Origin of the sequence: Rosenbergiella collisarenosi (assembly GCF_018494085.1) — a bacterium.
Lineage (GTDB): Bacteria > Pseudomonadota > Gammaproteobacteria > Enterobacterales > Enterobacteriaceae > Rosenbergiella > Rosenbergiella collisarenosi.
On the sequence record NZ_JABBFP010000002.1, the window covers coordinates 181314 to 207086 of the forward strand.

Annotated in this window: 23 protein-coding genes and 4 tRNA genes; 15 read left to right on the plus strand and 12 right to left on the minus strand. The window is 49.3% G+C overall.

Features of this window, described 5'->3' with window-relative positions:
- Window positions 1-34: 34 nt before the first annotated feature.
- The 7 genes from cysP to HGT70_RS03580 all read left to right on the plus strand — a co-directional run bounded on the left by cysP (window position 35) and on the right by HGT70_RS03580 (window position 6849).
- Window positions 35-1045 (plus strand): thiosulfate ABC transporter substrate-binding protein CysP, encoded by a 1011-nt coding sequence (gene cysP, locus HGT70_RS03550; protein ID WP_071430997.1) that lies wholly within the window; start codon window positions 35-37, stop codon window positions 1043-1045.
- Window positions 1042-1875, plus strand: coding sequence for a sulfate/thiosulfate ABC transporter permease CysT (gene cysT, locus HGT70_RS03555; protein WP_071430995.1), 834 nt, complete (start codon window positions 1042-1044; stop codon window positions 1873-1875). Before cysP ends, cysT begins: the two co-directional genes overlap by 4 nt.
- Window positions 1875-2720 (plus strand): sulfate/thiosulfate ABC transporter permease CysW, encoded by an 846-nt coding sequence (cysW, locus tag HGT70_RS03560; protein ID WP_071430993.1) that lies wholly within the window; start codon window positions 1875-1877, stop codon window positions 2718-2720. Before cysT ends, cysW begins: the two co-directional genes overlap by 1 nt.
- On the plus strand, window positions 2710-3786 hold the full coding sequence (gene cysA, locus HGT70_RS03565) for a sulfate/thiosulfate ABC transporter ATP-binding protein CysA (protein WP_071430991.1): 1077 nt from the start codon (window positions 2710-2712) through the stop codon (window positions 3784-3786). The genes cysW and cysA overlap by 11 nt, the downstream gene beginning before the upstream one ends.
- An 84-nt stretch (window positions 3787-3870) precedes the next feature.
- On the plus strand, window positions 3871-4755 hold the full coding sequence (gene cysM, locus HGT70_RS03570) for a cysteine synthase CysM (protein WP_214194905.1): 885 nt from the start codon (window positions 3871-3873) through the stop codon (window positions 4753-4755).
- Between the two features lie 88 nt (window positions 4756-4843).
- Window positions 4844-5524, plus strand: a complete 681-nt coding sequence (locus HGT70_RS03575; RefSeq protein WP_071430987.1) for a response regulator transcription factor — start codon at window positions 4844-4846, stop codon at window positions 5522-5524.
- On the plus strand, window positions 5521-6849 hold the full coding sequence (locus HGT70_RS03580) for an ATP-binding protein (protein ID WP_071430985.1): 1329 nt from the start codon (window positions 5521-5523) through the stop codon (window positions 6847-6849). Before HGT70_RS03575 ends, HGT70_RS03580 begins: the two co-directional genes overlap by 4 nt.
- A gap of 35 nt (window positions 6850-6884) precedes the next feature.
- Here HGT70_RS03580 and crr read toward each other — a convergent pair whose 3' ends face one another.
- The 5 genes from crr to cysZ form a co-directional block, all read right to left on the minus strand.
- Window positions 6885-7388 carry a PTS glucose transporter subunit IIA gene (crr, locus tag HGT70_RS03585; protein WP_071430983.1) on the minus strand — a complete coding sequence of 168 codons (504 nt, stop codon included), beginning with the start codon at window positions 7386-7388 and terminating at the stop codon, window positions 6885-6887.
- A 41-nt stretch (window positions 7389-7429) separates the two neighbouring features.
- Window positions 7430-9157, minus strand: a complete 1728-nt coding sequence (gene ptsI / locus HGT70_RS03590) for a phosphoenolpyruvate-protein phosphotransferase PtsI (protein ID WP_071430982.1) — start codon at window positions 9155-9157, stop codon at window positions 7430-7432.
- A 134-nt stretch (window positions 9158-9291) separates the two neighbouring features.
- Window positions 9292-9549 carry a phosphocarrier protein Hpr gene (gene ptsH, locus HGT70_RS03595; RefSeq protein ID WP_071435029.1) on the minus strand — a complete coding sequence of 86 codons (258 nt, stop codon included), beginning with the start codon at window positions 9547-9549 and terminating at the stop codon, window positions 9292-9294.
- Window positions 9550-9872: 323 nt separating this feature from the next.
- Window positions 9873-10841 (minus strand): cysteine synthase A, encoded by a 969-nt coding sequence (cysK, locus tag HGT70_RS03600; RefSeq protein ID WP_071430981.1) that lies wholly within the window; start codon window positions 10839-10841, stop codon window positions 9873-9875.
- Window positions 10842-10956: 115 nt separating this feature from the next.
- Window positions 10957-11712, minus strand: a complete 756-nt coding sequence (gene cysZ, locus HGT70_RS03605) for a sulfate transporter CysZ (RefSeq protein ID WP_214194906.1) — start codon at window positions 11710-11712, stop codon at window positions 10957-10959.
- Window positions 11713-11926: 214 nt separating this feature from the next.
- On the opposite strand from cysZ, the gene zipA reads away from it, so the two are divergent.
- The 3 genes from zipA (at window position 11927) to HGT70_RS03620 (ending at window position 15172) form a co-directional block, all read left to right on the plus strand.
- Window positions 11927-12877, plus strand: a complete 951-nt coding sequence (gene zipA, locus HGT70_RS03610; RefSeq protein WP_214194907.1) for a cell division protein ZipA — start codon at window positions 11927-11929, stop codon at window positions 12875-12877.
- Window positions 12878-12944: 67 nt separating this feature from the next.
- On the plus strand, window positions 12945-14957 hold the full coding sequence (gene ligA, locus HGT70_RS03615; RefSeq protein ID WP_214194908.1) for an NAD-dependent DNA ligase LigA: 2013 nt from the start codon (window positions 12945-12947) through the stop codon (window positions 14955-14957).
- Complete coding sequence (locus HGT70_RS03620) at window positions 14957-15172, plus strand: DUF3820 family protein (protein WP_071430971.1); 216 nt, start codon at window positions 14957-14959, stop codon at window positions 15170-15172. The genes ligA and HGT70_RS03620 overlap by 1 nt, the downstream gene beginning before the upstream one ends.
- A 28-nt stretch (window positions 15173-15200) precedes the next feature.
- Here HGT70_RS03620 and HGT70_RS03625 read toward each other — a convergent pair whose 3' ends face one another.
- The 4 genes from HGT70_RS03625 to HGT70_RS03640 all read right to left on the minus strand — a co-directional run bounded on the left by HGT70_RS03625 (window position 15201) and on the right by HGT70_RS03640 (window position 20564).
- Entirely contained in the window at window positions 15201-16736 is a 1536-nt protein-coding gene (locus tag HGT70_RS03625; protein ID WP_214194909.1) for an efflux transporter outer membrane subunit, read from the minus strand.
- Complete coding sequence (locus HGT70_RS03630) at window positions 16737-18308, minus strand: DHA2 family efflux MFS transporter permease subunit (RefSeq protein ID WP_214194910.1); 1572 nt, start codon at window positions 18306-18308, stop codon at window positions 16737-16739. It abuts the gene before it with no gap.
- Window positions 18301-19437, minus strand: coding sequence for an HlyD family secretion protein (locus tag HGT70_RS03635; protein WP_214194911.1), 1137 nt, complete (start codon window positions 19435-19437; stop codon window positions 18301-18303). The genes HGT70_RS03630 and HGT70_RS03635 overlap by 8 nt, the downstream gene beginning before the upstream one ends.
- A 149-nt stretch (window positions 19438-19586) precedes the next feature.
- Window positions 19587-20564, minus strand: coding sequence for a bile acid:sodium symporter family protein (locus HGT70_RS03640; protein WP_214194912.1), 978 nt, complete (start codon window positions 20562-20564; stop codon window positions 19587-19589).
- Between the two features lie 93 nt (window positions 20565-20657).
- Here HGT70_RS03640 and HGT70_RS03645 point away from each other — a divergent pair, with 93 nt between their 5' ends.
- The gene (locus tag HGT70_RS03645) at window positions 20658-21575 is read left to right on the plus strand and encodes a LysR family transcriptional regulator (protein ID WP_214194913.1); all 918 of its coding nucleotides are present in this window, start codon (window positions 20658-20660) and stop codon (window positions 21573-21575) included.
- Between the two features lie 41 nt (window positions 21576-21616).
- Here the strand turns inward: HGT70_RS03645 and HGT70_RS03650 are convergent.
- Window positions 21617-21692: transfer RNA gene (locus HGT70_RS03650), tRNA-Lys, on the minus strand.
- 4 nt (window positions 21693-21696) lie between these two features.
- A tRNA-Val gene (locus tag HGT70_RS03655) sits at window positions 21697-21772 on the minus strand.
- Between the two features lie 267 nt (window positions 21773-22039).
- Here HGT70_RS03655 and gltX point away from each other — a divergent pair.
- On the plus strand, window positions 22040-23455 hold the full coding sequence (gltX, locus tag HGT70_RS03660; protein ID WP_214194914.1) for a glutamate--tRNA ligase: 1416 nt from the start codon (window positions 22040-22042) through the stop codon (window positions 23453-23455).
- 36 nt (window positions 23456-23491) lie between these two features.
- Here gltX and HGT70_RS03665 read toward each other — a convergent pair whose 3' ends face one another.
- Window positions 23492-23842: a YfeC-like transcriptional regulator gene (locus tag HGT70_RS03665; RefSeq protein WP_071430959.1), complete on the minus strand. Its 351-nt coding sequence runs from the start codon at window positions 23840-23842 to the stop codon at window positions 23492-23494.
- 285 nt (window positions 23843-24127) lie between these two features.
- Here HGT70_RS03665 and HGT70_RS03670 point away from each other — a divergent pair.
- The 3 genes from HGT70_RS03670 (at window position 24128) to HGT70_RS03680 (ending at window position 25634) form a co-directional block, all read left to right on the plus strand.
- A tRNA-Ala gene (locus HGT70_RS03670) sits at window positions 24128-24203 on the plus strand.
- Between the two features lie 48 nt (window positions 24204-24251).
- A tRNA-Ala gene (locus HGT70_RS03675) sits at window positions 24252-24327 on the plus strand.
- Between the two features lie 152 nt (window positions 24328-24479).
- Window positions 24480-25634 carry an AI-2E family transporter gene (locus HGT70_RS03680; RefSeq protein WP_071430957.1) on the plus strand — a complete coding sequence of 385 codons (1155 nt, stop codon included), beginning with the start codon at window positions 24480-24482 and terminating at the stop codon, window positions 25632-25634.
- The last annotated feature ends 139 nt before the right edge of the window (window positions 25635-25773 follow it).

The following is a 25773-nucleotide window of genomic DNA, read 5'->3' on the forward strand; positions in this document are numbered from 1 at the left end:
AGATTAACTGAGGTTGAGAGTGGGATTTTCAGGTATGAAGAGACTCTATGCATTATCGGTAGTGGGCACCATGCTGCTTGCTGCCCCGTCTGCCTATCCAGCCCAGTTACTTAATAGCTCCTATGACGTTTCACGTGAGCTTTACGAGCGCCTCAATCCCCTCTTTATTCAGCACTGGGATGCTGAGCATCCCCAGGATAAACTGACCCTGCGTCAGTCACATGGTGGTTCATCGAAACAAGCGCTAGCGTTGCTACAGGGGATGCGGGCGGATGTGGTGACCTTTAACCAAGTTCCCGATATACAGATCCTGCATGACAAGGGCCGACTAATTCCTAGCGATTGGCAGCGGCGCTTGGCCAATAATAGTTCCCCCTATTATTCGACGATGGCGCTGGTTGTACGGCGCGGTAATCCATTGCGAATTAATGGCTGGGATGATCTAGTTAAGCCTGGAGTGAAACTTATTTACCCCAATCCTAAAACCTCTGGCAATGGCCGCTATGCGTGGCTGGCTGCTTGGGGAGCCTTACGGATTTCCCATCACAATGACGACGGCGCGGTACAACGCGCGATGCGCCAGTGGGTAAGGAATACGCAGGTCGCCGATATCGGCGGGAGAGGGGCGACGCAAAGTTTTGTTAATCAACACCTAGGCGACGTGCTTATCACGTTCGAAGCGGAGGCACGGGCGTTACAACAGCATTATCCTGCCGAGCAATATCAGGTTATCGTTCCGCGAACAAATATTAAAGCCGAGTTTCCCGTCACGTGGCTAGATCGAAACACTGAGCGGAATCATACGACTGCGGTCGCTAAAGCGTACTTAAATTTTCTTTATCAACCTGAGGCGCAGAATATCTTAACCAACTTCTATTACCGGACTTACCATGCGACGCCAAGTCTGGTAGCTCAGCAACACTTCTCGCCGGTTCAATTCTTCACGGTTGAACAGCAGTTTGGGTCATGGCAGCACGCCATGCAATCACAATTTGCCCCGCATGGGCAGTTCGATACATTGCAGTCCGCAGGACAATCATTATGATTTTTTCACGTCAACGCCGTGTGTTACCCGGGTTCGGGTTGAGTTTGGGTACTAGCTTATTCTTCACCTGCTTGATCCTGTTATTACCGGTCAGTGCGCTGATACTACAGTTATCGCAGATGACACTCGCGGATTACTGGCGTGTGATAAGTGATCCGCAGCTGGTCGCCGCCTATAAAATAACGTTGCTTTGTGCGGCGGTGGCATCATTGTTTAATGCCGTATTTGGGACATTGATGGCGTGGGTATTAACGCGCTACCGCTTTCCAGGTCGTACCTTCCTCGATGGCTTAATGGATCTCCCTTTCGCCTTACCTACGGCGGTGGCCGGCCTTACTCTGGCAGGACTGTTCTCGTCCAATGGTTGGTATGGTCATTGGCTGGCCGAGCACGGTATTAAGGTCACTTATACGTGGTTAGGGATCGCCGTTGCCATGGCATTCACGAGTATTCCATTTGTGATCCGCACGGTACAACCCGTGCTCGAAGAGCTAGGCCCCGAGTATGAAGAGGCAGCCGAAACACTTGGCGCACGCCCTGCACAGGCATTCTTTAAAGTTATCTTGCCAGAAATTGCCCCCTCGTTATTGGCGGGAACTGCATTATCGTTTACCCGCAGCTTGGGAGAGTTCGGTGCGGTTATCTTCATCGCCGGTAACATCGCGTGGAAAACAGAAGTCATTTCGTTACTCATCTTCGTACGCCAACAAGAGTTCGATTTCCCGGCATCAAGCGCGATTGCCTCGGTGATTATGGGGGCATCGTTAGTCTTACTCTTTACCATCAACACACTACAGAGCCGCTATGGGCGCCGTCTGGGGGGGAAATAATGGCTGTCTCGACACGCCCTTGGACAAAGTGGATCTTAATTACACTGGCAATCGTCAGTGCGGCGATTTTTCTGCTCGTCCCTCTGGTCTATATCTTCTGGCAAGCGTTAAGCGAAGGGGTTGGCGTTGCCCTACATAATTTACGCGATGGCGACATGCTGCATGCTATCTGGCTCACGGTACTTATTGCCTTAATCACTGTCCCAGTAAATTTAATTTTTGGGACATTATTAGCTTGGCTAGTGAGCCGGTTTAACTTCCCAGGTCGGCAGTTCTTACTGACACTCTACGATATTCCCTTCGCCATATCGCCGGTCGTGGTGGGGCTGCTGTACCTCCTTTTCTGGGGGATCAATGGTCCGGCGGGTAGCTGGTTAGACGCACATAATATTCAGGTGATGTTTACCTGGCCGGGCATGGTGCTAGTCACTATCTTCGTGACCTGTCCGTTTGTCATTCGCGAGCTTGTGCCGGTCATGCTGAGCCAAGGAAGCCAAGAAGATGAAGCGGCGATCCTGCTTGGGGCGAGTGGTTGGCAGATGTTCCGTCGCGTGACCCTACCTAATATCCGCTGGGCACTATTGTATGGCGTCGTATTAACCAATGCGCGGGCGATTGGCGAATTTGGAGCGGTATCGGTCGTCTCGGGAGCTATCCGTGGCGAAACCTACACCCTTCCGTTACAGGTCGAATTACTGAACCAAGATTATAATACCGTTGGCGCTTTCACCGCGGCGGCTTTATTGGCTATGATGGCCATGGTCACCTTATGTTTAAAAAGTGTATTGCAATGGCGCTTAGAACGTCAGCAGCACGGCGCACAGGCAGGCGAAAATGAGCATTAATATTAATCAGATTTCTAAATCGTTCGGTAGCACTCAGGTACTAAACGATATCAGTCTCGATATTCCATCGGGTGAGATGGTGGCGCTACTCGGACCATCAGGGTCGGGTAAAACGACGCTATTAAGGATTATTGCAGGTCTCGAGAACCAGAATTCTGGAGAAATCCTGTTCCATGGTCGAGACGTCAGCCAGGTGCATGCCCGCGATCGCCAAGTTGGGTTCGTCTTCCAACACTATGCGCTATTTCGTCATATGAATGTCTTCGATAATATTGCTTTCGGCTTAACAGTTATGCCGCGCAAGTCCCGGCCGAGTAAGGCGGCGATCCGTGAAAAAGTCACGAAATTGCTTGAGATGGTGCAGCTTAAAGAGTTTGCCAATCGCTATCCGGCTCAGCTGTCTGGTGGACAGAAACAGCGTGTCGCATTGGCGCGAGCGCTAGCGGTGGAACCGGCTATTTTGTTACTTGATGAGCCGTTTGGTGCGCTGGATGCGCAGGTGCGTAAGGAACTACGGCGCTGGTTACGTCAGCTACACGAAGAGTTAAAGTTCACCAGTGTCTTCGTTACTCATGATCAGGAAGAGGCGATGGACGTTGCGGATCATATTGTGGTGATGAGCCAAGGTAATATCGAACAGCATGGCACGCCACAACAAGTCTGGCAGAACCCCGAAAGCCGCTTCGTCTTGGAATTTTTAGGGGAGATCAATCGGCTACCGGCCATCGTTCGCGGTAACAGCCTACAGATAGCTGGGCAGCATTGGCCATTAAGTAAACCGTATGACGTAGAGGGTGAGGTGGATCTCTTTCTGCGTCCTTGGGAGCTAAGCTGGTCGGCGCAAGCGGATAACGACCACCGTTTACCGGCTACAGTGCTCGAAGTGACCCCGCGCGGGCATTTCTGGCAGTTAAGTGTTGAGGCCAAAGGGGTGGCAATCGAACCGCTATCGGTGGTCAGTCAATCGGGGGTACCTCCCGAACGTGGCTCGACACTCTATCTCAACCTCAAGCAGGCCCGTGTCTACCAGCAAGACAATCTTTTAGCACCCCTTGCCTTTGCGTGATCAGACTGATAATTTCGAGGTTAGCGTTGCCATCAGCCTAGGTTCTTACCTAGGCTGATGGCGTTTGAGCGATAGGAAAATAATGTGACTACCCTTGAGAGTACGATAGGCAATACCCCATTAGTCCGGTTACAACGCCTGACCGTGGCGGGAGGCGGTGAGGTATGGGTTAAGCTTGAAGGTAACAACCCGGCAGGTTCGGTGAAAGACCGGGCTGCGTGGTCTATGGTACGCGAAGCCGAGTTGCGAGGCGAGATTACTCCCGGCGATACCTTAATCGAGGCGACCAGTGGTAATACGGGTATCGCATTAGCGATGATTAGCGCTCTACTGGGATACAAACTCAAACTCCTCATGCCGGATAATATGAGCATTGAGCGCCAAGCCGCGATGCAAGCCTATGGCGCAGAACTCATTCTTATTAATTGTGAGCAGGGCATGGAGTATGCTCGCGATTATGCGCAGGAACTTGCGGCACAGGGGGCAGGGGTCGTCCTGGACCAATTTAATAATCACGATAATGCACTGGCGCATTATCGGAGCACAGGCCCCGAAATTTGGCGACAAACCGCGGGGCGTATCACCCATTTTGTCTCCAGCATGGGAACGACGGGTACCATCAGCGGAACGGGCCGTTTCCTCAAACAACAGGACCCTACGATCCAGGTTATCGGTTTACAGCCCGCCGCGGGTAGCCAAATAGCGGGGATTCGCCATTGGGAAGGCGTTTACCAACCGGGGATTTATCAGCCCCAGTGGGTAGATGATATCGTGATGATGACGCAAGATCGTGCCGAGCAGACAGCTCGTGCACTTGCGCAGCGGGAAGGGATCTTCGGTGGTATCAGCTCGGGAGGGGCGGTGTCAGCGGCGCTAGAGTTGGCGCAAGGACACCCTGAGCGAGTCGTGGTGGCGATAATCTGCGATCGGGGCGATCGTTACCTATCGACGGGTATTTTCGGCGGATAGGCCGAGTAAAGCGTAATGATTGTGTAAAACTAACAGAATATTACGAGAAAAGTCGTCATTATGGGGTAAGCGAGCCATAGGGATAAGTATGAAAATTTTATTAGTTGAAGACGATCAAGAGCTAGGGCAGATGTTAAGCCAGTATTTAGTCGGTGAGGGGATGCAGACTGATGTGATCACTCATGGGAAACGCGCGATAGAAATGATTAATCAAGCGCATTACGATGCGATGATCCTCGACATTATGCTTCCGGACATTAATGGTATTGAAGTATTACGTCAGGTGCGCCAGCAGCACCGTTTACCGATCATTATGCTTACCGCCAAGGGCGAGAATATCGATCGCGTGATTGGCCTTGAAATGGGCGCCGACGACTACATGCCGAAGCCATGTTATCCGCGCGAGCTGGTAGCGCGTTTACGCTCGGTAATGCGTCGATTCGAAGAGATCCCGACGGCACCCGGCGATAATCAACCTCTGACACTGAAAGCATTAGTGTTAAACCCCGCGATGCGGGCGGTGACTTGGCAACAAACGCCGCTGGATTTGACCGCCTCTGAATTTAACTTACTTGAGTTACTGTTAGCCGCGGAAGATCGTGTGGTATCGAAGGACGAACTCTCTGAAAAAGCATTAGGACGCACGCGAGAGGCTTACGATCGCAGTGTCGATGTGCATATCAGCAATATTCGCCAGAAACTCTCCAAAACGACCGGCGATCAAATTTTTATCGAAACAGTCCGTAGTATTGGCTATAAAATTCGATGAATCAGCGTTATCCACGGCGGCTATTTAGTAAGATGTTGCTCGCCTTTTTAATCGTGTTCTTGTTGATAAGCCAAGTGATATGGCTGGGCTTCTCGCTGTTTAGCCACGATGGTTCCCCCTTCGTTAAACAACAACGTAGCTTGCAGCAAGTTCAGCTCACGTCACTCGCACAGCTTATTGCTCGTTCTGATACTGTCGCTGCCGAGTCATTGGTTAATAGCTGGAGCCCAGAGATTCGTCCGGTAATGACGCTGCGTAACGGGAGCGAGACAACGCCGGTCGTTGAAGATAGAGACCACGGAGTTCCCTTAATAGTTGTACAGCGCGTTATGGATAGTCAGGGCCAGCGTTATCTGCTGAGCTTGGATTATCGTGCACTAGAGCATTTTGACGAGCATGATCACCATTCATGGCATGATTCACTGCATATTCCGACACCGATGCTATTTTTTGCCCCTTTCTTAGGGCTATTCTTTAGTTTGCTACTGGCTTGGAACATGACTCGGCCAATACGCCAATTGCGCGAAGGCTTCGCAAAAATCTCACAGGGTGACCTGAGCGTACGGCTCTATCCTTCCATGAAAAGGCGTTACGACGAGTTATCTATCGTGGCGCAAGATTTCGATGCAATGGTAGAGCGTATCGATGTCTTAGTGAAGGCGCGAGAAGCGTTACTGCATGATATCTCCCATGAATTACGCACACCGTTAGCGCGAGTACAATTAGCTGTCGGATTAGCTCGGCAAAGTGATGTTAATATTCCTCACTCTCTCGATCGTATCGATCTAGAAACCAAACGACTCGATAAGATGATCGGGGAGTTATTAACATTATCGAGAGCGGAACACGATGGTATCGATATTGATCAGTACTTTGATTTTATCGCGTTACTGGAAGCTATCCTCGTCGATATCCGTTACGAAGCGCATCCGCTGCAGGTGGATGTCATCGCCTATTATGATAGTTTGAAATCAGTGACCGTACAGGGCAACGCAGAGCTTGTTCGCCGCGCTATCGAGAATGTCTTACGTAATGCTCTGCGCTATTCATCGCGTAAGCAGGCAGTCGTGATAAAGCTTGATGTGGAGCGAGAGACGTTGCTGCTCACCATTTCCGACAGTGGCCCGGGAGTGGCAGAAGACAAGATATCGAGTATTTTCGATCCCTTCGTACGCTTACAGTCTAGCCTGTCCGGCAAGGGCTATGGATTAGGGTTAGCAATAGTTAGAAAAGTGATTTTGGCACATCAGGGAGAAGTTTCTGCGACGAACCGTCCAGAAGGGGGGCTTAAAATTTCTATTCGATTACCACGTTGGCCAGAATAAAAAAAGCTCATCTAAAAAGATGAGCTTTTATATCACTATTTCTGAATTCGCATGATTGGCGTTTCACCAACAGTGACATGACCGGATAGCTTAGATAACGACTTGATTTCATCCATATTAGAGATGACAACCGGCGTCAGCGTCGATTTTGCTTTTTCTTCGAGGAAAGCGAGATCGAACTCGATAATTGGGTCGCCCTTCTTGACCTTTTGTCCTTCCTCAGCGAGGCGTTTAAAGCCTTCACCTTTTAACTCTACAGTATCAATACCGAAGTGGACAAACAGCTCGATACCGTTGTCTGATTCGATAGAGAAGGCGTGGTTGGTTTCGAAAATTTTACCAATCGTTCCTTCAACGGGAGCGACGATTTGGTTACCGTTAGGACGAATAGCGATTCCATCACCCACGATTTTTTCTGCGAATACCACATCCGGTACATCTTCGATATTAACGATTTCGCCCGAAAGCGGGGCAACAATTTCAATGCTGCCAGATTCGCTATCCGATTTGTCGCCAAAAAGTTTAGAAAACAATCCCATGATCTTCTCCTAAGCAATAACGTCGAAACACTAATGACAATCTAGCAAAGTGTCTTTTCTTTAATAAACTTATCAACGATAGCCGTTAATGCTTCAGCTGTCGGTTGCGCGAGCGCCTCTGCGGCTAAAACTTTAACGTCTTCGAAATTAGTGTTACGAATAATTTTTTTAATTCTAGGGATAGAAATAGAACTCATACTAAATTCGTCCAATCCCATGCCTAATAGTAATAGTGTAGCACGTTCATCGCCAGCTAACTCACCACACATCCCTGTCCATTTTCCAACAGCGTGAGATGCGTCAATAACTTGCTTGATTAGCAGCAGTACAGAAGGGCTCATCGGGTTGTATAAATGCGAAATTCGGTCATTACCACGATCTACCGCGAGCGTATATTGTGTCAGATCATTGGTACCAATACTGAAGAAATCGACTTCTTTTGCAAGGTGATGGGCGATGGTTGCCGAGGCGGGTGTTTCCACCATGATACCCACTTCGATATTTTGGTCGAAGGCTTTACCTTCCGCGGTGAGCTGGGCCTTAAGGGTATCTAGTTCAGCCTTTAATGTACGGACTTCTTCTACCGAGATAATCATCGGGAACATGATACGGAGTTTGCCATGAGCGGAGGCGCGTAAAATAGCGCGGAGTTGCGCATGCAGAATTTCTTTACGATCCATACCAATACGGATCGCACGCCAGCCTAGAAACGGGTTATCTTCCTTCGGCAGATTCATATAGGGTAGATCTTTGTCACCGCCGATATCCATGGTACGGATGATCACCGCTTGAGCGCCCACCGCTTCTGCTACTGCCTTGTAAGCCTCGTATTGTTCTTGTTCTGAAGGTAATGACTCGCGATCCATAAACAAAAACTCTGTTCGATAGAGACCAACCCCTTCAGCACCGTTGCGCTCGGCTCCCGCAACATCGCGAACCGTACCGATGTTGGCACAGACCTCTACGTGGTGGCCGTCCAAGGTAATTGCAGGTAAGTCTTTAAGCTTGGCCATCTCGTGTTTTTCATCTAGCCAAGTTGTTTGAATCTCGCGTAATTCGGAGATCTGTTCCTCGGAAGGATTAATCAGTACTTGGTTATTCACCGCATCAAGGATGAGGAAGTCACCATTTTTTACCGTTTGAGTAATTGTACCAATCCCCACAATCGCAGGGAGTTCTAAGGACCGTGCCATGATCGAGGTATGCGACGTTCTGCCGCCTAAATCGGTAATAAAGCCTAATACTTTTTCAAGATTGAGCTGCGCAGTCTCTGATGGGGTCAGATCTTTAGCTACCAGAATAGATTCATCTGCGATGGCGCTGAGGTCAACAATGGCTAGACCAAGAATATTCTGTAGTAAACGCTTACCAATATCCCGAACGTCGGCTGCCCGCTCTTTAAGGTATTCGTCGTCCAATTCTTCCAGCGCTGTAGCTTGGTCTTCAATAACGGCATGCACTGCGGCATCGGCTGTCTGGTGGTTTTTACGAATAAGATCGATGATTTCAAGTTCGAGTTCTTCATCTTCCAGTAGCATGATATGCCCTTCGAAGATGGCCTCTTTCTCGGTCCCGAAAGTTTCTCCCGCTTTAGTTTTTATTATTTCTAACTGTGCAGAGGCTTTCTTGCGGCTTTCAAGAAAATGGTTAATTTCTTGATCTACTTGGCTAGGATCGATTTTATGGCTATTGATGACGATGTCGTCTTCTTTTAAGAGCAGTGCCTTACCGAATGCAATACCGGGTGACGCAGGGATACCAGAAATCATAATCTTACCTTTAAATCAACGATGCCTATGTGTAAATACTGGAAGTCAGTGCCTAAGGGTATGGCTCAATGGCGTGTTTGAGTGTAAAGCGGCGACCCACCTTGGATCAATAGACCTTGGGGCGCTCGCCACGATTATTCAAGTTCAGCCATTAATTTAACTAAATGTTCGATAGCCTGTTGTTCGTCTTCGCCTTCCGCGCTGAGCGTTACGACGGTGCCTTGAGTAAGGCCCAAGGTCTGCAATTTAAACAAGCTTTTTGCACTCGCCGTTTTCCCCTGAGAGGTGACGGTAATGTCAGATTGAAACGTTTTTGCTTCTTTAACGAACTGTGCCGCGGGGCGAGTGTGCAATCCATTTGGTGCAGTGATGGTGACTTCTTGTTGGAACATATTTTTTCCCCAAAATAATCTGAAGGTGGTTCTCGAAAATTGACCAAGGCGTTCATTGGTATTTGACATCCTTCTACGCCGTGGACCAACAAAAGTTATACGTCAATTACGACGAATTCCCTACCGTTTTTACAGGGTGTGGTTGATCAAACGCATAAAAAGTAACGCATTATTTTTCGGTTCGAAATAAATCCTATCGTTGATACCAGATGAGGAAGGAGTAAAGCAAACCCGCACTGATAAAAAATGAGATCTGGCGCACAAAAAAAACACCCGAAGGTGCTTTTTGTCTACGACTTTTTTAAAAGCAAGAAGAAAGTGGCCTAGCCATTTTCTTTTTCTGTGAACAGATCTGCAAAGAGTGCGGTCGATAGGTAACGCTCGCCGGAAGAGGGGAGGATGACGACAATGTTTTTCTCAGCGAAACCAGGTTCTTGTTGAAGCTTGATGGCGGCGGCAACGGCTGCACCTGATGAAATACCCGCTAAGATGCCTTCGGATTCCATGAGGTGACGCGCAGTGTTGATAGCTTCATCGTTAGTGATAGTAATGACTCTATCCACTAAGCCGAGATCGAGGTTTCCTGGGATAAACCCAGCGCCAATACCCTGAATTTTGTGGGGGCCCGGAGTCAGTTCCTCGCCAGCCAATGCTTGGGAAATAACCGGTGAATCGGTCGGCTCGACGGCTACCGCATAGAGGCTAGTTTTGCCTTTTGTTTGCTTGATGTAGCGAGCGATTCCGGTAAGAGTACCGCCAGTCCCTACGCCGGAAATTAAGACATCGACTTCGCCGTCTGTGTCTTCCCAAATTTCTGGTCCCGTGGTCTTTTCATGAATCTCAGGGTTTGCCGGGTTACTAAACTGCTGCAGCATAAGATATTTTGCGGGATTACTCGCGACAATTTCCTCAGCTCTAGCAATAGCCCCTTTCATTCCTTTAGCGCCCTCGGTCAATTCGAGGTTTGCGCCCAACGCTTTGAGGAGCTTACGACGTTCAACCGACATCGTGTCTGGCATCGTTAAGGTGAGTTTATAGCCGCGTGCGGCAGCAACATAAGCTAATGCTATCCCAGTATTCCCGCTCGTTGGCTCGACGAGCTCTACGCCTGGTTTGAGTAAGCCTTTCTCTTCGGCATCCCAAATCATATTCGCGCCAATCCGACATTTGATACTGAAGCTAGGATTGCGAGACTCTACTTTGGCAAGGATACGTCCATTACCTAGGCGGTTTAACCTCACTAGAGGCGTGTGGCCAATCGTTAACGAGTTATCTTCGTAAATCTTACTCATATCCTTTCCTTAACTCTTTGAAATTTCGGGAACGTAGTGAGAATACGCTTTATCTAGAAGCAGTGAAGTGACGAAATGATATATCGATATGTCAGAGCGCAATAACTGTATCGGTTTATTTGAGCAATGATCGACGGTAACGGTCTACCCAAATTGCTGTCGCACCACAGACCGCGATGGGCATGATGACCAAATTGATGATCGGTATCATCGTCAGCACGCTAATTAATCCACCAAATTCTAGATGAAGTTTTCTGTCTTCGGCAAGTTTGCGGCGCATCGCGGCAAATGACACCTTGTGGTTATCGAAAGGATAGTCGCAATATTGGATAGCCATCATCCATGCGCCGAAGATAAACCATAGGAGCGGAGCGAGGAGTTGGCCGACGCCGGGAATAAAATGAATCAGCAATAAGCCGATAGCGCGCGGCAGGTAGTAACGTAGTTTTAGCCACTCGCGTTTCATAATCCGCGGTAAGTCAGAGAGTAACGACCACCAGCTCGTGTCATTCAGAACGTGGCCAGTGAGCCTCTGCTCAAGTTGCTCTGCGAGTAACCCAAAGAACGGCGCGGCAATCCAGTTGGCAATGGTCGAAAAAAAATAGCCAAAAACGAGGACAATAGAAACTACGGCAAGCGGCCACAGCACAACGTTTAGCCACGCTAACCAATGTGGGACGTAGCTCATGAGTTGCGGGATCCACTCATTCAATTTAGTGAATAGCCAATAGAATGCCGACCCGAGCAGGATAATGTTTATCAGCAGAGGAACGATGACATATCGACGTATCCCAGGTAAACAGACGAGGTGGCAGCCTATTTTCACATAGGTGAAACCCGATGAGGGCGATGTCGAAGAGGGTTGGGACATATCCTAATACTCACAGTTGGAATAACGACAGTATAGTAACGCTTTTTCCTTCCGTGCAAACGGGTCGCTGCTGTTAATTTAATCAATCACACCAGATTAGTGATATTATTCAAGATAATTGGCAGTGTAAGCTTGCACTTATTCGCGCTGACCAATACATTTAGAGGTATATAGGTGCCTTTATAGGCAAAGTGTTTGAACAACAGAGAATATAGTGATGCAGGATTTGCGTCTGATCTTAATAGTTGTTGGTGCTATCGCGATTATCGCGTTACTGGCACACGGTTTATGGACTAATCGTAAAGAGCGGTCTAGCATCTTCCGTGATCGCCCTCATAAGCACTTTCCACAACGTCGTGATGAGAGTCTCGATGACGACGAAGCAACTTCTCCTACTGAGGAGAGGTCGCTCGTACAACCGCGTCAACCTACGCCAGCTAAAGCAGCCCCGGCTGCACCACGCGCGAATGAGACTGCGCCTGCGACCTCGCATCCTGCGCCACTAAAAGCGAATACGTTACGCGAAGGTATCGCGCTGCAAGGCGATCCCCTGCTCGGTAACGATGAAGCCGTGACAAAAGCAGAGCCTCAACCGGTTGCAACGCCTTCTATCGAAGAGGAGAGTGTACCGACTGCTGCGCCTAGCTCAGTCCCTCACTCCGAGGTTCCGACAGAACCTTTTGAGCCCGCTGAAGAAAAACCTAGTACGCCTGAAAAAATCAGTGAAGCAGCGCCTGTGAAGGAGCGTCTGACGGAAACTGTATTAGTGTTCCATGTTGCGGCGCACGCAGGGAGTGAGCTTAATGGCGAGGCATTATTGCAAGCCATTCTCCAAGCAGGCTTCCAATTTGGCGAGATGAATATTTTCCATCGCCACCTTAGCCCAACGGGTAGTGGTCCGGTCCTGTTCAGCTTGGCAAATAGCGTTAAACCGGGATCGTTTGATCCAGACACGATGTCTGATTTTACGACGCCAAGCGTCTCCATCTTTATGATGGTTCCCTGCTACGGCGATGCCTTGCAGAACTTCAAGCTCATGCTACAGTCCGCGCAACGGATCGCTGACGATGTCGGCGGTGTAGTCATGGATGATGAGCGTCATATGTTGACACCACAAAAAGTTGAAGTGTATAAGGCGCGAATTCGTGAAGTGATTAGTCACTAAGTTCAGTCGCTTTCACCAGTCTATCTATCAACCCCCGCCTGTCGGGGGTTTTTTATCAGGGTAATTTATGGCTAATCTCCAGCAACGCATCGACCGCTTACGTCAGGAACTTCGTCATCACGAATATCAGTACCATGTTTTAGATGCGCCACAAGTACCGGATGCGGAATATGACCGTTTAATGCAGGAGTTACGGCAACTGGAAGCAGATAACCCTGATAAAGTGACCCGCGATTCGCCAACACAACGTGTCGGTGCTAGACCGCTCAGTGCCTTCGACTCAGTTCGTCACGAAGTGCCCATGCTTTCGCTCGATAATGTGTTTGATGAGGCCAGTTTTCACTCCTTTATCCGTCGCGTTAATGAACGGCTACCCGGCACGCAGCATGTCGAGTATTGCTGTGAATTGAAGCTAGACGGTTTAGCCGTCAGCTTACTTTACGAAGAGGGAATTCTCGTGCGCGCTGCAACGCGTGGTGACGGCGCGACGGGAGAAAATATTACGCAGAATATCCGTACCATCAAAGCTATTCCTCTCTCTCTGGTAGGTGAAAACATTCCTCGTCGGCTCGAAGTTCGGGGGGAAGTCTTTATGCGCCAGAAAGGGTTTGAAGCGCTAAATGAAAAAGCGCGTGAGAGAGGGGGGAAGGTCTTCGCTAACCCTCGTAATGCGGCGGCAGGATCACTACGCCAGCTCGATCCGACGATCACCCAACAGCGCCCACTTAGCTTTTATTGTTATGGCATAGGCGTTCATGAGGGCGGAGAGTTAGCACCGACCCACTATCAACGGTTGGTGCAACTGCGCGAATGGGGATTACCGATGGAGCCTCACGTCGCGGTATGCCAGTCTGCACAAGAGGTGCTCGACTTCTATCATCGCGTTATCGAACAGCGAGAGACGCTCGGGTTCGATATCGACGGGGTGGTCATTAAAGTCAATCATCTCGCGCAGCAGCAGGAACTGGGTTTCGTCGCCCGCGCCCCACGCTGGGCAACGGCATTTAAATTCCCCGCCCAAGAACAATTGACTTACGTGCGCGATGTCGAGTTTCAAGTTGGGCGCACGGGTGCTATTACCCCCGTTGCTCGTCTTGAGCCGGTGCAGGTGGCAGGTGTCTGGGTGAGTAATGCGACCCTGCATAATGCCGATGAAGTGGAACGTCTAGGCTTAAAAATCGGCGATCGCGTGGTAGTGAGACGCGCGGGGGATGTTATCCCGCAAATCGTTAATGTAATTGAGGCCGAACGCCCGACCGATGCACGGGACATTGTGTTCCCAAGTCATTGCCCTGTATGTGGGTCGGATAGCGAGCGTGTCGAAGGCGAGGCTGTTCTACGCTGTACGGGTGGGCTCATTTGCGGCGCGCAACGTAAAGAGGCGTTGAAGCATTTCGTATCGCGTAAGGCGCTCGACGTCGATGGCTTAGGCGATAAATTAATCGAGCAACTGGTTGATAAAGAATATGTCACGACGCCAGCGGATCTTTTCCGTTTAACGGCAGGGAAGTTAACCGGTTTAGAACGAATGGGGCCAAAATCAGCGCAAAATATCATTCAAGCGCTAGACAAGGCTCGCGACACGACGCTCGCACGCTTCATCTACGCACTCGGTATTCGCGAGGTTGGCGAGGCGACCGCTTTGGCCTTAGCGACGCATTTTAAGACATTGGAGGCGTTGATGGAGGCCTCGATTGATGCGCTGATTACCGTACCTGATGTCGGTACGGTGGTTGCCACGCACTTCCGACATTTTATGGATGAAGAGAGCAACCGTGAGGTGATCCGTCAATTAGTCGACGAGGCTACGATACATTGGCCGGCGGCCGCTATTGCCGAGGCTACCGATTCTGCCTTTAACGGTAAAACGGTGGTACTGACTGGAACGCTCTATCAGATGACGCGCGATGAAGCGAAAGAGCAGCTGTTACGTCGGGGCGCGAAGGTTACGGGAAGCGTATCGAAAAAAACTGATCTACTTATCGCGGGGGAGGCGGCAGGCTCTAAGCTTGAGAAAGCCCAGGCGCTAGGCGTACCGGTGATTGATGAGCAACAATTGATTACCATGCTGGAGGAATAATGCCAGATAAAGAGCAGTTGGTAGAACTGGCAAACTGGCGGATGCCTTTCGGTAAGTATCAAGGGCGTCGACTTATCGACTTACCGGAAGAGTACCTGTTGTGGTTTGCCCGCAAAGAAGCGTTTCCTGAAGGCCACTTAGGACAGTTATTGCAACTTGCCTTAGCGATACGTATCGAAGGCCTTGAACACTTAGTCGATCCGCTAAAAGTGTAAACAGGTCGCCCCAGTTCGGGGCGACATTTTATTGACTATCGGTGACCCCTGTCTTGTCGACTTCACCGAAGACGCTATAGTGCGGCAGCGACGCCGCAGACTGTTGCTCCCAGCCTCCGCCCAACGCTTTATACAGTGCGACGAGATCAACCGCCGTCTGCGCTTGCGCCTGGATAGCTTGCTGGTCAGTTTGGGCAAGCTGGCGTTGTGCATCCAGCACCGTAATATAAGTGACAAATCCCTTTTTATAGTTTTCTGATGCCAGCGCGAAAGCACGTTGTAGCGCATCCCGTGACTGAAGTATTGAGGTCTCTTGCTGCTGTCCGGTTCGATAGCTTACCAGCGCATTCTCCACCTCTTGCAACGCAGTAAGTACCGTTTGACGATAGTTCAGAGCGGCCGCAGCCTGCTGAGCGCGCGCTAATTTAACATTAGCGACCAAGCGGCCTCCTTCGAAAATCGGTAAGTTAATCCCCGGTCCAATGCTATAAAAATGACTGCTCCAGTTATCCATATAACTGATATCGGTATTGCGCACGCCCAATTGTCCGGTTAACGATAGGCTTGGGAAGAGCTGCGCGACAGAGACGCCAATATTTGCAGTCTGCGCATGAAGGTTTGCTTCTGCAGCTCGAATATCGGGGCGGCGACGAGTCAGTTGAGCAGGCACCCCTACCGCCACGAGTTGTGGCAGGTGTGGCAGGGGTTTAGCCGCAGCGAGTTCATTATCAAGAGCGCCCGGAGTGCGTCCGATCAGTACGGCAAGCGCATTCTTAGCCTGTGCGATTTGCGAATGATACTGGGGCAGCTGTGCTTGTAGGGCAGCGAGCTGAGCGGTCGCACTCTCAACATCGCTCGTTGGCGCCAGACCATTTTGCATCTGGCTTTGAGTGAGTTCAAGGCTCTGCTGCGCGATAGCGATTTGTTGAGTCAGTGAGGCTGCCGAGGCTTGTGCCGCGCGGAGTTGGAGATAGGTTCGCGTTACCTCAGCTTCAAGCGACACTAATGCATCGTTATGTTGCTCAATCTGTTGCTGTTCGCTGGCGCGGGCGAGTTCGATTTGGCGACGCGTTTTTCCCCATAGGTCTAACTCCCAGCTCGCATCAAACCCACCCTGATAGAAATTGACGCTACCAGTGGCTTGGTTGGCAAGATTATTCGGGATGGCATCGTAAACGCCTTGCGATTGTAATTCCCCCTTTAACCCTAATTGCTGACGTGAATAGGCGGCTTGGCCATTCAAGGTAGGGAATAATCCCCCCTGCGCACTGGAGACCTGTTCGCGAGCGCCCGCGATGCGCAACACACTTTGCTGTAGACTAAGATTACCTTGTGTCGCACGCTGGATCAGGCTGTTGAGGAGGGGATCGTTGAAATTCTCCCACCAACTCACCTGAGTATCGGTCATCAATGGGTGTGAGGTTTGGTCTGATTGTCCGGCTCGCCATGCGTGTGTTAGTTGGTTTTCCGGCGCATGATAGTCGGGGCCGACGGCACAGCCCGACAGGGCGACCAGTAATAACGGGAAGACTACTCGCGGTGAGTTCATGAGGTTTCCTTTCATTTAGTGGCCTCCTGCGCTGCCTTCACTCTTCACAGGGGCGAGGAGAAGACAGAAGGGGATCATGACAAGGGCGATTAAACATAGCCCGTTAAAGACGTCAATATAGGCGAGAATGCGCGCTTGGCTGATCATCTGCTTGTAGAGCTGTGCGGTCGCGAGCTGAGCGCTATCTCCTACAAGGCTGGTGAAATTTTCAATCGCTATACTGATCTGGTGAATCGACTGCGTAAAGGCTTCATTGAGCGACGTAGTATGGTCGGATAAATAGGCCGAACGTGCTTGCTGACGTTCGGTAATCGCCGCGGTAGATAACGAGATACCAATCGATCCTGCTACGTTACGAAACATGGTAAACAGCGCCGAAGCATCAGCGTTAAGCCTTTGTGGAATAGTAATGAACGCGATAGTGGTTAGGGGGACAAAGAGAAACCCTAAGCCAATCGACTGTAAGCTACGCATGATGACTAAGGACGTAAAATCGAGCGTCGGCGTCATTTGTAGACCGGAGTATAAAAACGATCCCATTAAGCAGATGAAGCCAAACATGATGATAAAACGGGTTTGGACAATCGGCATCAACTTTAATACGAGCGGGATCGTTAAAATAATAAAGAATGCACCCGGCGTAAGAACGAGTCCTGCGAGGGTTGCCGTGTAGCCAAGATCTTGTTGTGCCAATTGTGGGATGACGACCGAGCTGCCATATAGAATAAAGGCCATCCCTGCCATTAATAGCCCGGCGACCCAAAAATTACGGTCGCGCATCACTAAGATATCGACAACGGGGCGGCGCGCGTACATCAACCAATATACCGCACCGACTAGCCCCACCGCCGCGAGAACCGCAAAGGTGATGATAAACGATGAATTGAACCAATCTGCATCCTCACCCCGATCGAGGAAGACCTGTAAACACCCTAATCCAAGGGTGATGAGACTTATCCCGATATAGTCGATACGTAACTGCCCCTTCTTCGCTTTACGTTCCCAAGGGGGATCTTCGAGGAGCTGATAGATGGCTAAGGCGGTAAGGATACCGACCGGAATATTAATAAAGAAAATCCAACGCCAGCTATAGTTATCGGTGATCCAGCCGCCCAGCGTAGGGCCGATAACCGGGGCGACAATGATCGCGATCGACGAGAGGCCGAAGGCCTTACCGCGATCTTGCTTACTAAAATAATCCAATAACACGGACTGCTGGACGGGTTGCAGCCCACCACCGAAAAAACCCTGTAAAATTCTAAATAAAATCAGCTGCCATAGCTCGGTGGCAATTCCACATAGAAAAGAGCAGAGCGTGAACATCACAACACAGATTAGAAAGTAGTTTTTACGGCCAAAGAGTCGGCTAAAGAAGGCAGAAATAGGCAGAACGATACCATTGGCCACCAAATAGGAGGTTAACACCCATGTCGCCTCATCATAACTGGACGAAAGTGAGCCGGCGACGTGGGGGAGGGCGACGTTAACAATCGTTGAGTCCAGTACCTCCATGAAGACCGCGAGCGTGACGGTGAGGGCAACCAGCCAAGGATTACAACGAGGTTGCCAACGCTGTGCATCACTCATCAATATGAACCTTAGGTTCTACCGACAGACCAAGCGGAAGAGGGTGTTGCGGGTCGAGGCCTTTATCGATAATAATTTTTACCGGGACGCGTTGCACGATTTTCACGAAGTTTCCGGTAGCATTCTCAGCGGGGAAGGCAGAGAAGTGAGAGCCTGATCCCATCTGAATGCTGTCGACATGCCCCTCTAGCTTGAGATCCGGCCACGCATCGACGGTAACGCTGACCTTATTACCGGGATGCATATGTTCAAGTTGTGATTCTTTGAAGTTAGCGGTCACCCAAATTTGCGGAGAAACTAACGAGAATAATGCCGTTCCTGCCTGTACTAGGCTGCCAACCTGTACGTTACGCTTCGTAACGTAACCCTCATACGGTGCACGAACTTCAGTATAGGAAAGCGCTAGATTGGCTGTGGCGAGCTGAGCCTGAGCTTGCGCCACTTGTTGCTGGCGGGCAGCGATATTCGTTTCTTGTTGATGTAATTGTAATGGCACCTGCGAGGCGATTTCGACCTGTGCTTGAGCTTGCTGATAATCTGCCTGAGCCGCACGCCATTGCGAGGTGGCGTTGTCAATATTACTTTGTGTCGTCGCACGGGGATCGACGCCATGTTGACGACGGTAAACCGATTCAGCATTAGCAAGATTCGCTTGTGCTTTCGCTTGATCGGCTAAAGCTTGGTGTAATTGAGCCGGATACTGAACCTTGGCTAATGCGTATTGCGCTTCTGCTTGTTGAAGCTGCGCTTTTGCACTACCGAGTTGCGAGACAGCCTGATCGCGCTGAGCGGTGGCATCGCGTGGGTCGATAACGACCAAGAGATCGTTGCGATGAACGAATTGGTTATCGCGAACATTAAGGGAGACTACATAGCCACTCGTTTTTGGCGCAATGGTCGCCGCGTTACCATCGGTGAAGGCATCGTCTGTAGATTCAATACCGCGGTTGAGCAACCAGAAAATGAGGGCAACGATAAGGAGAATAATGACGATTATCGCCAAAATAACGAGAGGTTTTTTACCAGGACGTTGTCGTGGCGGGGTATCGTTATTATCGGTAGCCGTGGACTGAGAGGAGTCTTGCTCAGTGTCGTCCTGATCGCGATCATCTCGCTTATTGTCTGTCATGGCATCTTCCATCCTAAAAAATAACCTTAAGGTGACGTCTATTGCGTCTACACACCATGAGTGTAGATAAAATATGCGAGCTTGGCGCTAAAAATTGCTAGAAAACCTTCGCCCAAAAACCTTATCAGGCGAAGGTGAAAGCCGCTGTTTTATTCGCTAGGGGTTTGCTCACCGGTCTTCTTGTAGCGTTGTGCGATCCACGAACAGGTCATTAATTGAATTTGATGGAAAATCATCAATGGCAGAACAATAATGCCGACGATGCTTGCCGGGAAAAGGATGTTTGCCATCGGTACCCCATTGGCCAAGCTCTTTTTAGACCCGCAGAATAGAATAGTGATTTCATCGGGGCGGCTAAAGCCAAAAAGACGTGCGACCAGCAGGTTGATAAGCAGAGCGATGGCTAATAATAGAATACAGCCGACGACGATCCAGCCAAGCGTTGTGGCATCGACTTTGTGCCAAATACCGTTGACGACCGCTTCGCTAAAGGCGGTATAGACCACTAACAAAATCGATGTTTGATCGGTTTTACCGATCAAACTACGGTGGCGTTCTACCCATCCACCAATCCAACGACGCGCGATATGGCCGAGCACAAAGGGTAACAGCAGTTGCAGCATGATTTTACCGATTTGTTCAAGGCCGTTACCCGGCATCTGGCTGTGAACATTCATGACTAAATTAACAAGTAGCGGTGAGATAAACACGCCGAGTAGGCTTGAGGCGGAGGCACTGCAAATCGCTGCGGCAACATTGCCGCCGGCTAACGAGGTAAAGGCAATAGCGGATTGTACGGTAGCGGGAAGGATGCACAGATAGATAAATCCGGTATAAATGTCATTACTGACGTTGACCGGATGCCACCACACTAGCAAGCAACCCAATATTGGAAATACGATAAAGGTACTGCACATAATCCATAAGTGCAGCCGCCAATGGCTACTCCCTGCAATGATTTTCTCACGGGATAATTTAGCACCATGCATAAAGAATAATAGCGCTATAGCCGCAGTGGTAAGGCCTTCAACGATGGGGACGAAACTCCCCCGAGCCGGGAAGAAAGTGGCGAGTAATACTGTAATAATTAATTTGACCATCATCGGGTCAAGCCGTAAAAAGCCCATTGTTGTGTCCTTCCAGTAGATAATGATGGGATTGTGCTTGAAATTAGGTTAGAAATATAATTGATTTATTATATGAATATATGAAGAGAATCGATGAATTATAGTTTACGCCAGCTACGGATTTTCATCGCGGTTGCCCAGCAGCAGAGTTTTAGTCGGGCTGGTGAGTTGATTGGATTGAGTCAATCTGCGGTCAGCCATGCGGTAAAAGAGCTTGAGCAAACCCTCTCGTTGCGACTGATTGATCGTACTACGCGTGAGGTGGTATTGACATTAGCGGGTAAGCAGCTCGCCGCGCGGATGGCGCTGCTAATAGAGGATATGGATAGCCTGATCAACGATCTGCATCATTATGGTGGTCAGCACACGGGAACGGTGAGGGTGGCGGCAAGCCAAACGATATCTGCGCAACTGATGCCCAATTGCCTGGCCGTCTGCCAGAGAGATTATCCTGAGATCCGTCTGCATCTGCACGATAGCGTTCAACAATCGGTGGTGCAAGCGGTGAGACAAGAAGAGGTGGATTTCGGGATTGTGATTGAGTTACCGAACAGTAGCGATTTTGATACTCAGACTATTTTGCACGATCCCTTTCTTCTACTATGCCGAGACGATGATCCGCTTGCGTATCAACAGACGGTCAGTTGGTCTGAGATTGCTCGACGTCAATGCGTGTTGCAAGACTATGCCTCGGGCAGTCGCGTGTTGATTGATGCCATTTTTCGACAATATGGCGAAATGCCTGAGGTAGTGCAGCAAGTTGGGCATCCCAGTACGCTCTTCACCATGGTTGATGCCGGTATCGGTATTAGCATCTTGCCTGCGCTGGCATTACCTCTACCGAGAGAAAGTCAGCTTGTGGTCAGAAAAGTTATCCCAGAAAAGGGACGCTTACTGACGCTTATTCGGCGCAGGAATCGTTCGTTGACTCCCGCGGCGCAGAGAGTGTGGCAGCTTATCGCGCAACAGGCCGAGCAGTTGGCGCATGGACGAAATATCCCAGCGGTATAGAAACGAAAAAAGCACCCAGAAGGGTGCTTTTTTACTAAATTTGGTGGGTCGTGCAGGATTCGAACCTGCGACCAATTGATTAAAAGTCAACTGCTCTACCAACTGAGCTAACGACCCGAAGTGGTGGGTGATGACGGATTCGAACCGCCGACCCCCTCCTTGTAAGGGAGATGCTCTACCAACTGAGCTAATCACCCCCGCTGTGTGGAGTCGCATTATAGGGATAGTTGATTTTGAGTCAACGCTTTTTTATCAGTTAATTTTGCGTTAGGCTTAAATTTCACCACTCTGTCGGCCATTTAAACGATTTGTTGAAAATAGCGACGGTATCCCTACGCATGGACTCGATTAGTCATGTCTTATTATTGAGGAAAAAACGCTAACTGTTACACTGTGCGAAGAATACTACGACTCCACACGGTTTTATCGGGTCTTCAACCCCTGTACGTTAAGGCAACTCTTAAATGACTATCAAAACACGTTTTGCACCAAGTCCTACTGGCTACCTTCATGTTGGTGGCGCGCGTACCGCGTTATATTCATGGCTTTATGCTCGTCACCACCAGGGTGAATTTGTTCTGCGTATCGAAGATACCGATCTGGAACGCTCAACTCCAGAGGCGATCGAAGCGATAATGGACGGTATGAATTGGCTGAGCCTCAACTGGGATGAAGGCCCTTACTACCAAACCAAACGTTTCGATCGCTACAATCAGGTTATCGACCAGATGCTGGAAGCCGATACGGCTTATCGCTGCTATTGTTCACGCGAGCGATTAGAAACCTTACGCGAACAGCAAATGGAAGCAGGCGAAAAGCCTCGCTACGATGGATGCTGCCGCGATACCGATCATGGTCATACGGCAGACGAACCTCATGTGGTACGTTTTCGTAACCCACAAACGGGATCGGTCATTTTCGATGACCAAATCCGCGGTCCGATTGAATTCAGTAACCAAGAATTGGATGACCTGATCATTCGTCGTACAGAGGGTTCACCGACCTATAATTTCTGCGTCGTGGTTGATGACTGGGATATGGGGATCACACACGTGATTCGTGGCGAAGATCATATTAATAATACCCCTCGTCAAATCAATATCTTAAAAGCCATTGGTGCAGAAGTTCCGACCTATGCGCACGTCTCGATGATCCTAGGGGACGACGGTAAAAAACTGTCCAAGCGTCATGGTGCAGTCGGCGTTATGCAGTATCGTGATGATGGATTCTTACCCGAAGCGTTGTTGAATTATCTGGTAAGAATGGGCTGGGCGCATGGCGATCAGGAAATTTTCTCTGTCCAAGAGATGGTTAACTTGTTCCAACTGGAAGCCGTGAGCAAATCTGCCAGTGCTTTCAATACCGAAAAATTGTTGTGGTTGAACCATCACTACATTACTACGCTGGCGCCTGAATATGTCGCGACGCAGCTACAGTGGCATATCGATCAACAGCAGATTGATACTCGGACGGGACCAGAGCTCGCGAAATTAGTTACGCTATTGGGTGATCGTTGTAAAACTCTAAAAGAAATGGCGGAGACCTGCCGTTATTTCTATGAAGACTTTAGCGAGTTTGACGCAGATGCAGCGAAGAAACACCTACGTCCTGTCGCTCGTCAACCACTGGAGCTGATCGCGCAGAAACTGGCGGCAATAACGACGTGGAGCACTGAAGCGGTTCACGAAGCTATCGAGCAGACCGCAAGTGAGCTCAACGTTGGTATGGGTAAGGTAGGTATGCCATTGCGCGTAGCCGTGACGGGAGCAGGGCAGTCTCCCGCGTTGGATGTAACCGTAGAGGCGATCGGTCAACCACGCAGTATAGCGAGAATCAAACAAGCACTCGCCTTTATCCAAGAGCGTGAAAACCAAGCTTAATGTAATTCTACCGGCAGTTATTACTGCCGGTATCTTTTAAGTCGCGATCCCTAACCGATTTAGAATCCCGCTAATTCCCTCGCGTAATAATAAAGAAGTGAGTTGTTCCCTTTCTTCTGGACTCATCTGTTGGATAGAGCTGAGTAAGATCTGCGTTAATTGATCTTTACGGGTAGTATAATGACTGCGGGGCTCTGCAGCGTGGCGCACTGATTTCAAAAATTCAGTAACATGTGTATCGATATGCACGAGTCTTGCTTTGCCACCTTGTACTCCAGGCTTCGCAACCGTCGTCCATCCTTCACGTTTAATCCATTTATTAATCGTTTGACGCGAGTAACCCGTTTCCTGTGCTAGCTCTTCAGGCGTCATCCATTCCTTATTCACAATCAGTTCCTTCTAGTTGATTGTTTAACGTTAACTCGTAATTATGAAAATAACGTGAAGTGGAATAAAATAAAAGCGCTAATCATAGAGATTATGCGTTGACTCATACTTTCGTTTATTCCCCTGACTAGTGACTTTGGCGAGAAATGACGGTCTCTGGCGATGGTTTTATCAGCAGTTTGCTGTTATTTTCAGCGCTTGCCGCGTCGAGTTTAAAATGCCATTGACAGTTATCAACGAGTTACCTATTATTCGGGCGTCAGTGACACTGACACCTTCATTGAAGGGGCTATAGCTCAGCTGGGAGAGCGCTTGCATGGCATGCAAGAGGTCAGCGGTTCGATCCCGCTTAGCTCCACCAAACTCTCTATCTTTGATGAGTTGGTATTACGATGAAGTTCCTAGGTATGGGGGTATAGCTCAGCTGGGAGAGCGCTTGCATGGCATGCAAGAGGTCAGCGGTTCGATCCCGCTTATCTCCACCACTCTTTTTTCCTTTCCTTGTTTTGACTCATTAAAAAAATTTATTCGCTTAGTAAAGTGAAATTCTCGGCAGATTAAGTAATACTTAGGCGGTAAGCCATTGAAGGCTTTACGATACCTATCTGAATTTTTATCTGTTAATTGAGATTACGCTATGAAGCTCAAGGGAATTAATGAAGGTTTCTTCATATTATTACTGCTACTCACCACTGTCGCATTTTGCTTTGTTCTAAAAGCCTACTATTCATCTATTTTTTGGGCGGTAATTTTAGCCGTACTGTTTTATCCGTTAAAAACCCGGCTACGCGCATGGCTTGGAGATAGAAATACACTTGCCTCGTTCCTCACGCTAGGCATTATCTGTCTAATCGTTTTCATTCCTCTGGCCTTGGTCACAACCTCTTTGGCTTATGAAGGTAACCAACTTTATCAGAGCGTATCGCAAAACCGCGGTAACTTAGCCGGAGATATTACTCAGGTTATCCATCATCTTCCTACCTTCGCTCAGAACTTCCTCGAGCGTTATGGGTTAACCGACGTCAATACGTTACAACAGAAAGTGTCAGCTATTGCGATGCAGGGGAGCCATACACTCGCCAACAGCGCACTGCTAATTGGTCAAGGGACGTTTAGCCTTACGGTTGGCTTCGGGATTATGCTCTACCTATTGTTCTTCACGTTAAAGGATGGCTCTTCTCTGGTCGGTTTATTGCTAGACGCGGTTCCTCTAACCCAGCATGCTAAACATCACCTTCTACTGAAGTTTGCGGCAGTCTCGAAAGCGACAGTGAAGGGGACTGTCGTCGTCGCCATCGTGCAAGGTGCGCTGGGCGGCATTGCCTTTTGGTTCTTAGGGGTGGAAGGAAGCGTCTTATGGGGAGCGTTAATGGCGTTCTTATCACTGATACCCGCTGTCGGTTCCGCTATCATCTGGGCGCCAGTAGCCATCTACTTCTTAGTATTAGGTCCGGTTTGGAAAGGGTTGTTCTTGATCGCCTTCTTCGTCGTGGTGGTCGGTCTGGTTGATAACTTCTTGCGTCCTCTCTTAGTCGGTAAAGAAACAAGAATGCCCGATTATCTGGTATTGATTTCAACCTTAGGGGGGATGGAGCTATTCGGGATCAATGGCTTTGTCATTGGGCCGCTGATTGCTGCGCTATTTATCGCCTGTTGGAATTTACTCTCTGGCCGTGAAAATCAAGATAACATGGAAGAGATCGATCCTAATTTTATTGCCGAAGGTAGGGATGAGACAGAAGCTCTGCAGGCAAAATACGCTGAACAGGCTGAGAATACCAAATCGTCGTAACTGACGCTTAGCCCATTTGCCTATTACGTAAAGCCCCTCATATTGAGGGGCTTTTTTATGGACAGCACTTCTCAGTTATCCACCCCAGTGTTGCGAAGATAACTATACTAGGCTCTGAGTAATCACTTATTAGTAGGGT

What these genes read in the sequence shown, in the direction of transcription:
- ptsI (WP_071430982.1), bottom strand. Translation starts at nt 9,157, where the DNA reads ATGATTTCTGGTATCCCTGCGTCACCCGGTATTGCATTCGGTAAGGCA.
- HGT70_RS03580 (WP_071430985.1), top strand. Translation starts at nt 5,521, where the DNA reads ATGAATCAGCGTTATCCACGGCGGCTATTTAGTAAGATGTTGCTCGCC.
- cysT (WP_071430995.1), top strand. Translation starts at nt 1,042, where the DNA reads ATGATTTTTTCACGTCAACGCCGTGTGTTACCCGGGTTCGGGTTGAGT.
- ligA (WP_214194908.1), top strand. Translation starts at nt 12,945, where the DNA reads ATGGCTAATCTCCAGCAACGCATCGACCGCTTACGTCAGGAACTTCGT.
- HGT70_RS03645 (WP_214194913.1), top strand. Translation starts at nt 20,658, where the DNA reads ATGAATTATAGTTTACGCCAGCTACGGATTTTCATCGCGGTTGCCCAG.
- HGT70_RS03620 (WP_071430971.1), top strand. Translation starts at nt 14,957, where the DNA reads ATGCCAGATAAAGAGCAGTTGGTAGAACTGGCAAACTGGCGGATGCCT.
- cysP (WP_071430997.1), top strand. Translation starts at nt 35, where the DNA reads ATGAAGAGACTCTATGCATTATCGGTAGTGGGCACCATGCTGCTTGCT.
- cysK (WP_071430981.1), bottom strand. Translation starts at nt 10,841, where the DNA reads ATGAGTAAGATTTACGAAGATAACTCGTTAACGATTGGCCACACGCCT.
- HGT70_RS03630 (WP_214194910.1), bottom strand. Translation starts at nt 18,308, where the DNA reads ATGAGTGATGCACAGCGTTGGCAACCTCGTTGTAATCCTTGGCTGGTT.
- HGT70_RS03575 (WP_071430987.1), top strand. Translation starts at nt 4,844, where the DNA reads ATGAAAATTTTATTAGTTGAAGACGATCAAGAGCTAGGGCAGATGTTA.
- HGT70_RS03625 (WP_214194909.1), bottom strand. Translation starts at nt 16,736, where the DNA reads ATGAAAGGAAACCTCATGAACTCACCGCGAGTAGTCTTCCCGTTATTA.
- HGT70_RS03635 (WP_214194911.1), bottom strand. Translation starts at nt 19,437, where the DNA reads ATGACAGACAATAAGCGAGATGATCGCGATCAGGACGACACTGAGCAA.
- crr (WP_071430983.1), bottom strand. Translation starts at nt 7,388, where the DNA reads ATGGGATTGTTTTCTAAACTTTTTGGCGACAAATCGGATAGCGAATCT.
- gltX (WP_214194914.1), top strand. Translation starts at nt 22,040, where the DNA reads ATGACTATCAAAACACGTTTTGCACCAAGTCCTACTGGCTACCTTCAT.
- cysW (WP_071430993.1), top strand. Translation starts at nt 1,875, where the DNA reads ATGGCTGTCTCGACACGCCCTTGGACAAAGTGGATCTTAATTACACTG.
- HGT70_RS03640 (WP_214194912.1), bottom strand. Translation starts at nt 20,564, where the DNA reads ATGGGCTTTTTACGGCTTGACCCGATGATGGTCAAATTAATTATTACA.
- ptsH (WP_071435029.1), bottom strand. Translation starts at nt 9,549, where the DNA reads ATGTTCCAACAAGAAGTCACCATCACTGCACCAAATGGATTGCACACT.
- cysZ (WP_214194906.1), bottom strand. Translation starts at nt 11,712, where the DNA reads ATGTCCCAACCCTCTTCGACATCGCCCTCATCGGGTTTCACCTATGTG.
- HGT70_RS03680 (WP_071430957.1), top strand. Translation starts at nt 24,480, where the DNA reads ATGAAGCTCAAGGGAATTAATGAAGGTTTCTTCATATTATTACTGCTA.
- cysA (WP_071430991.1), top strand. Translation starts at nt 2,710, where the DNA reads ATGAGCATTAATATTAATCAGATTTCTAAATCGTTCGGTAGCACTCAG.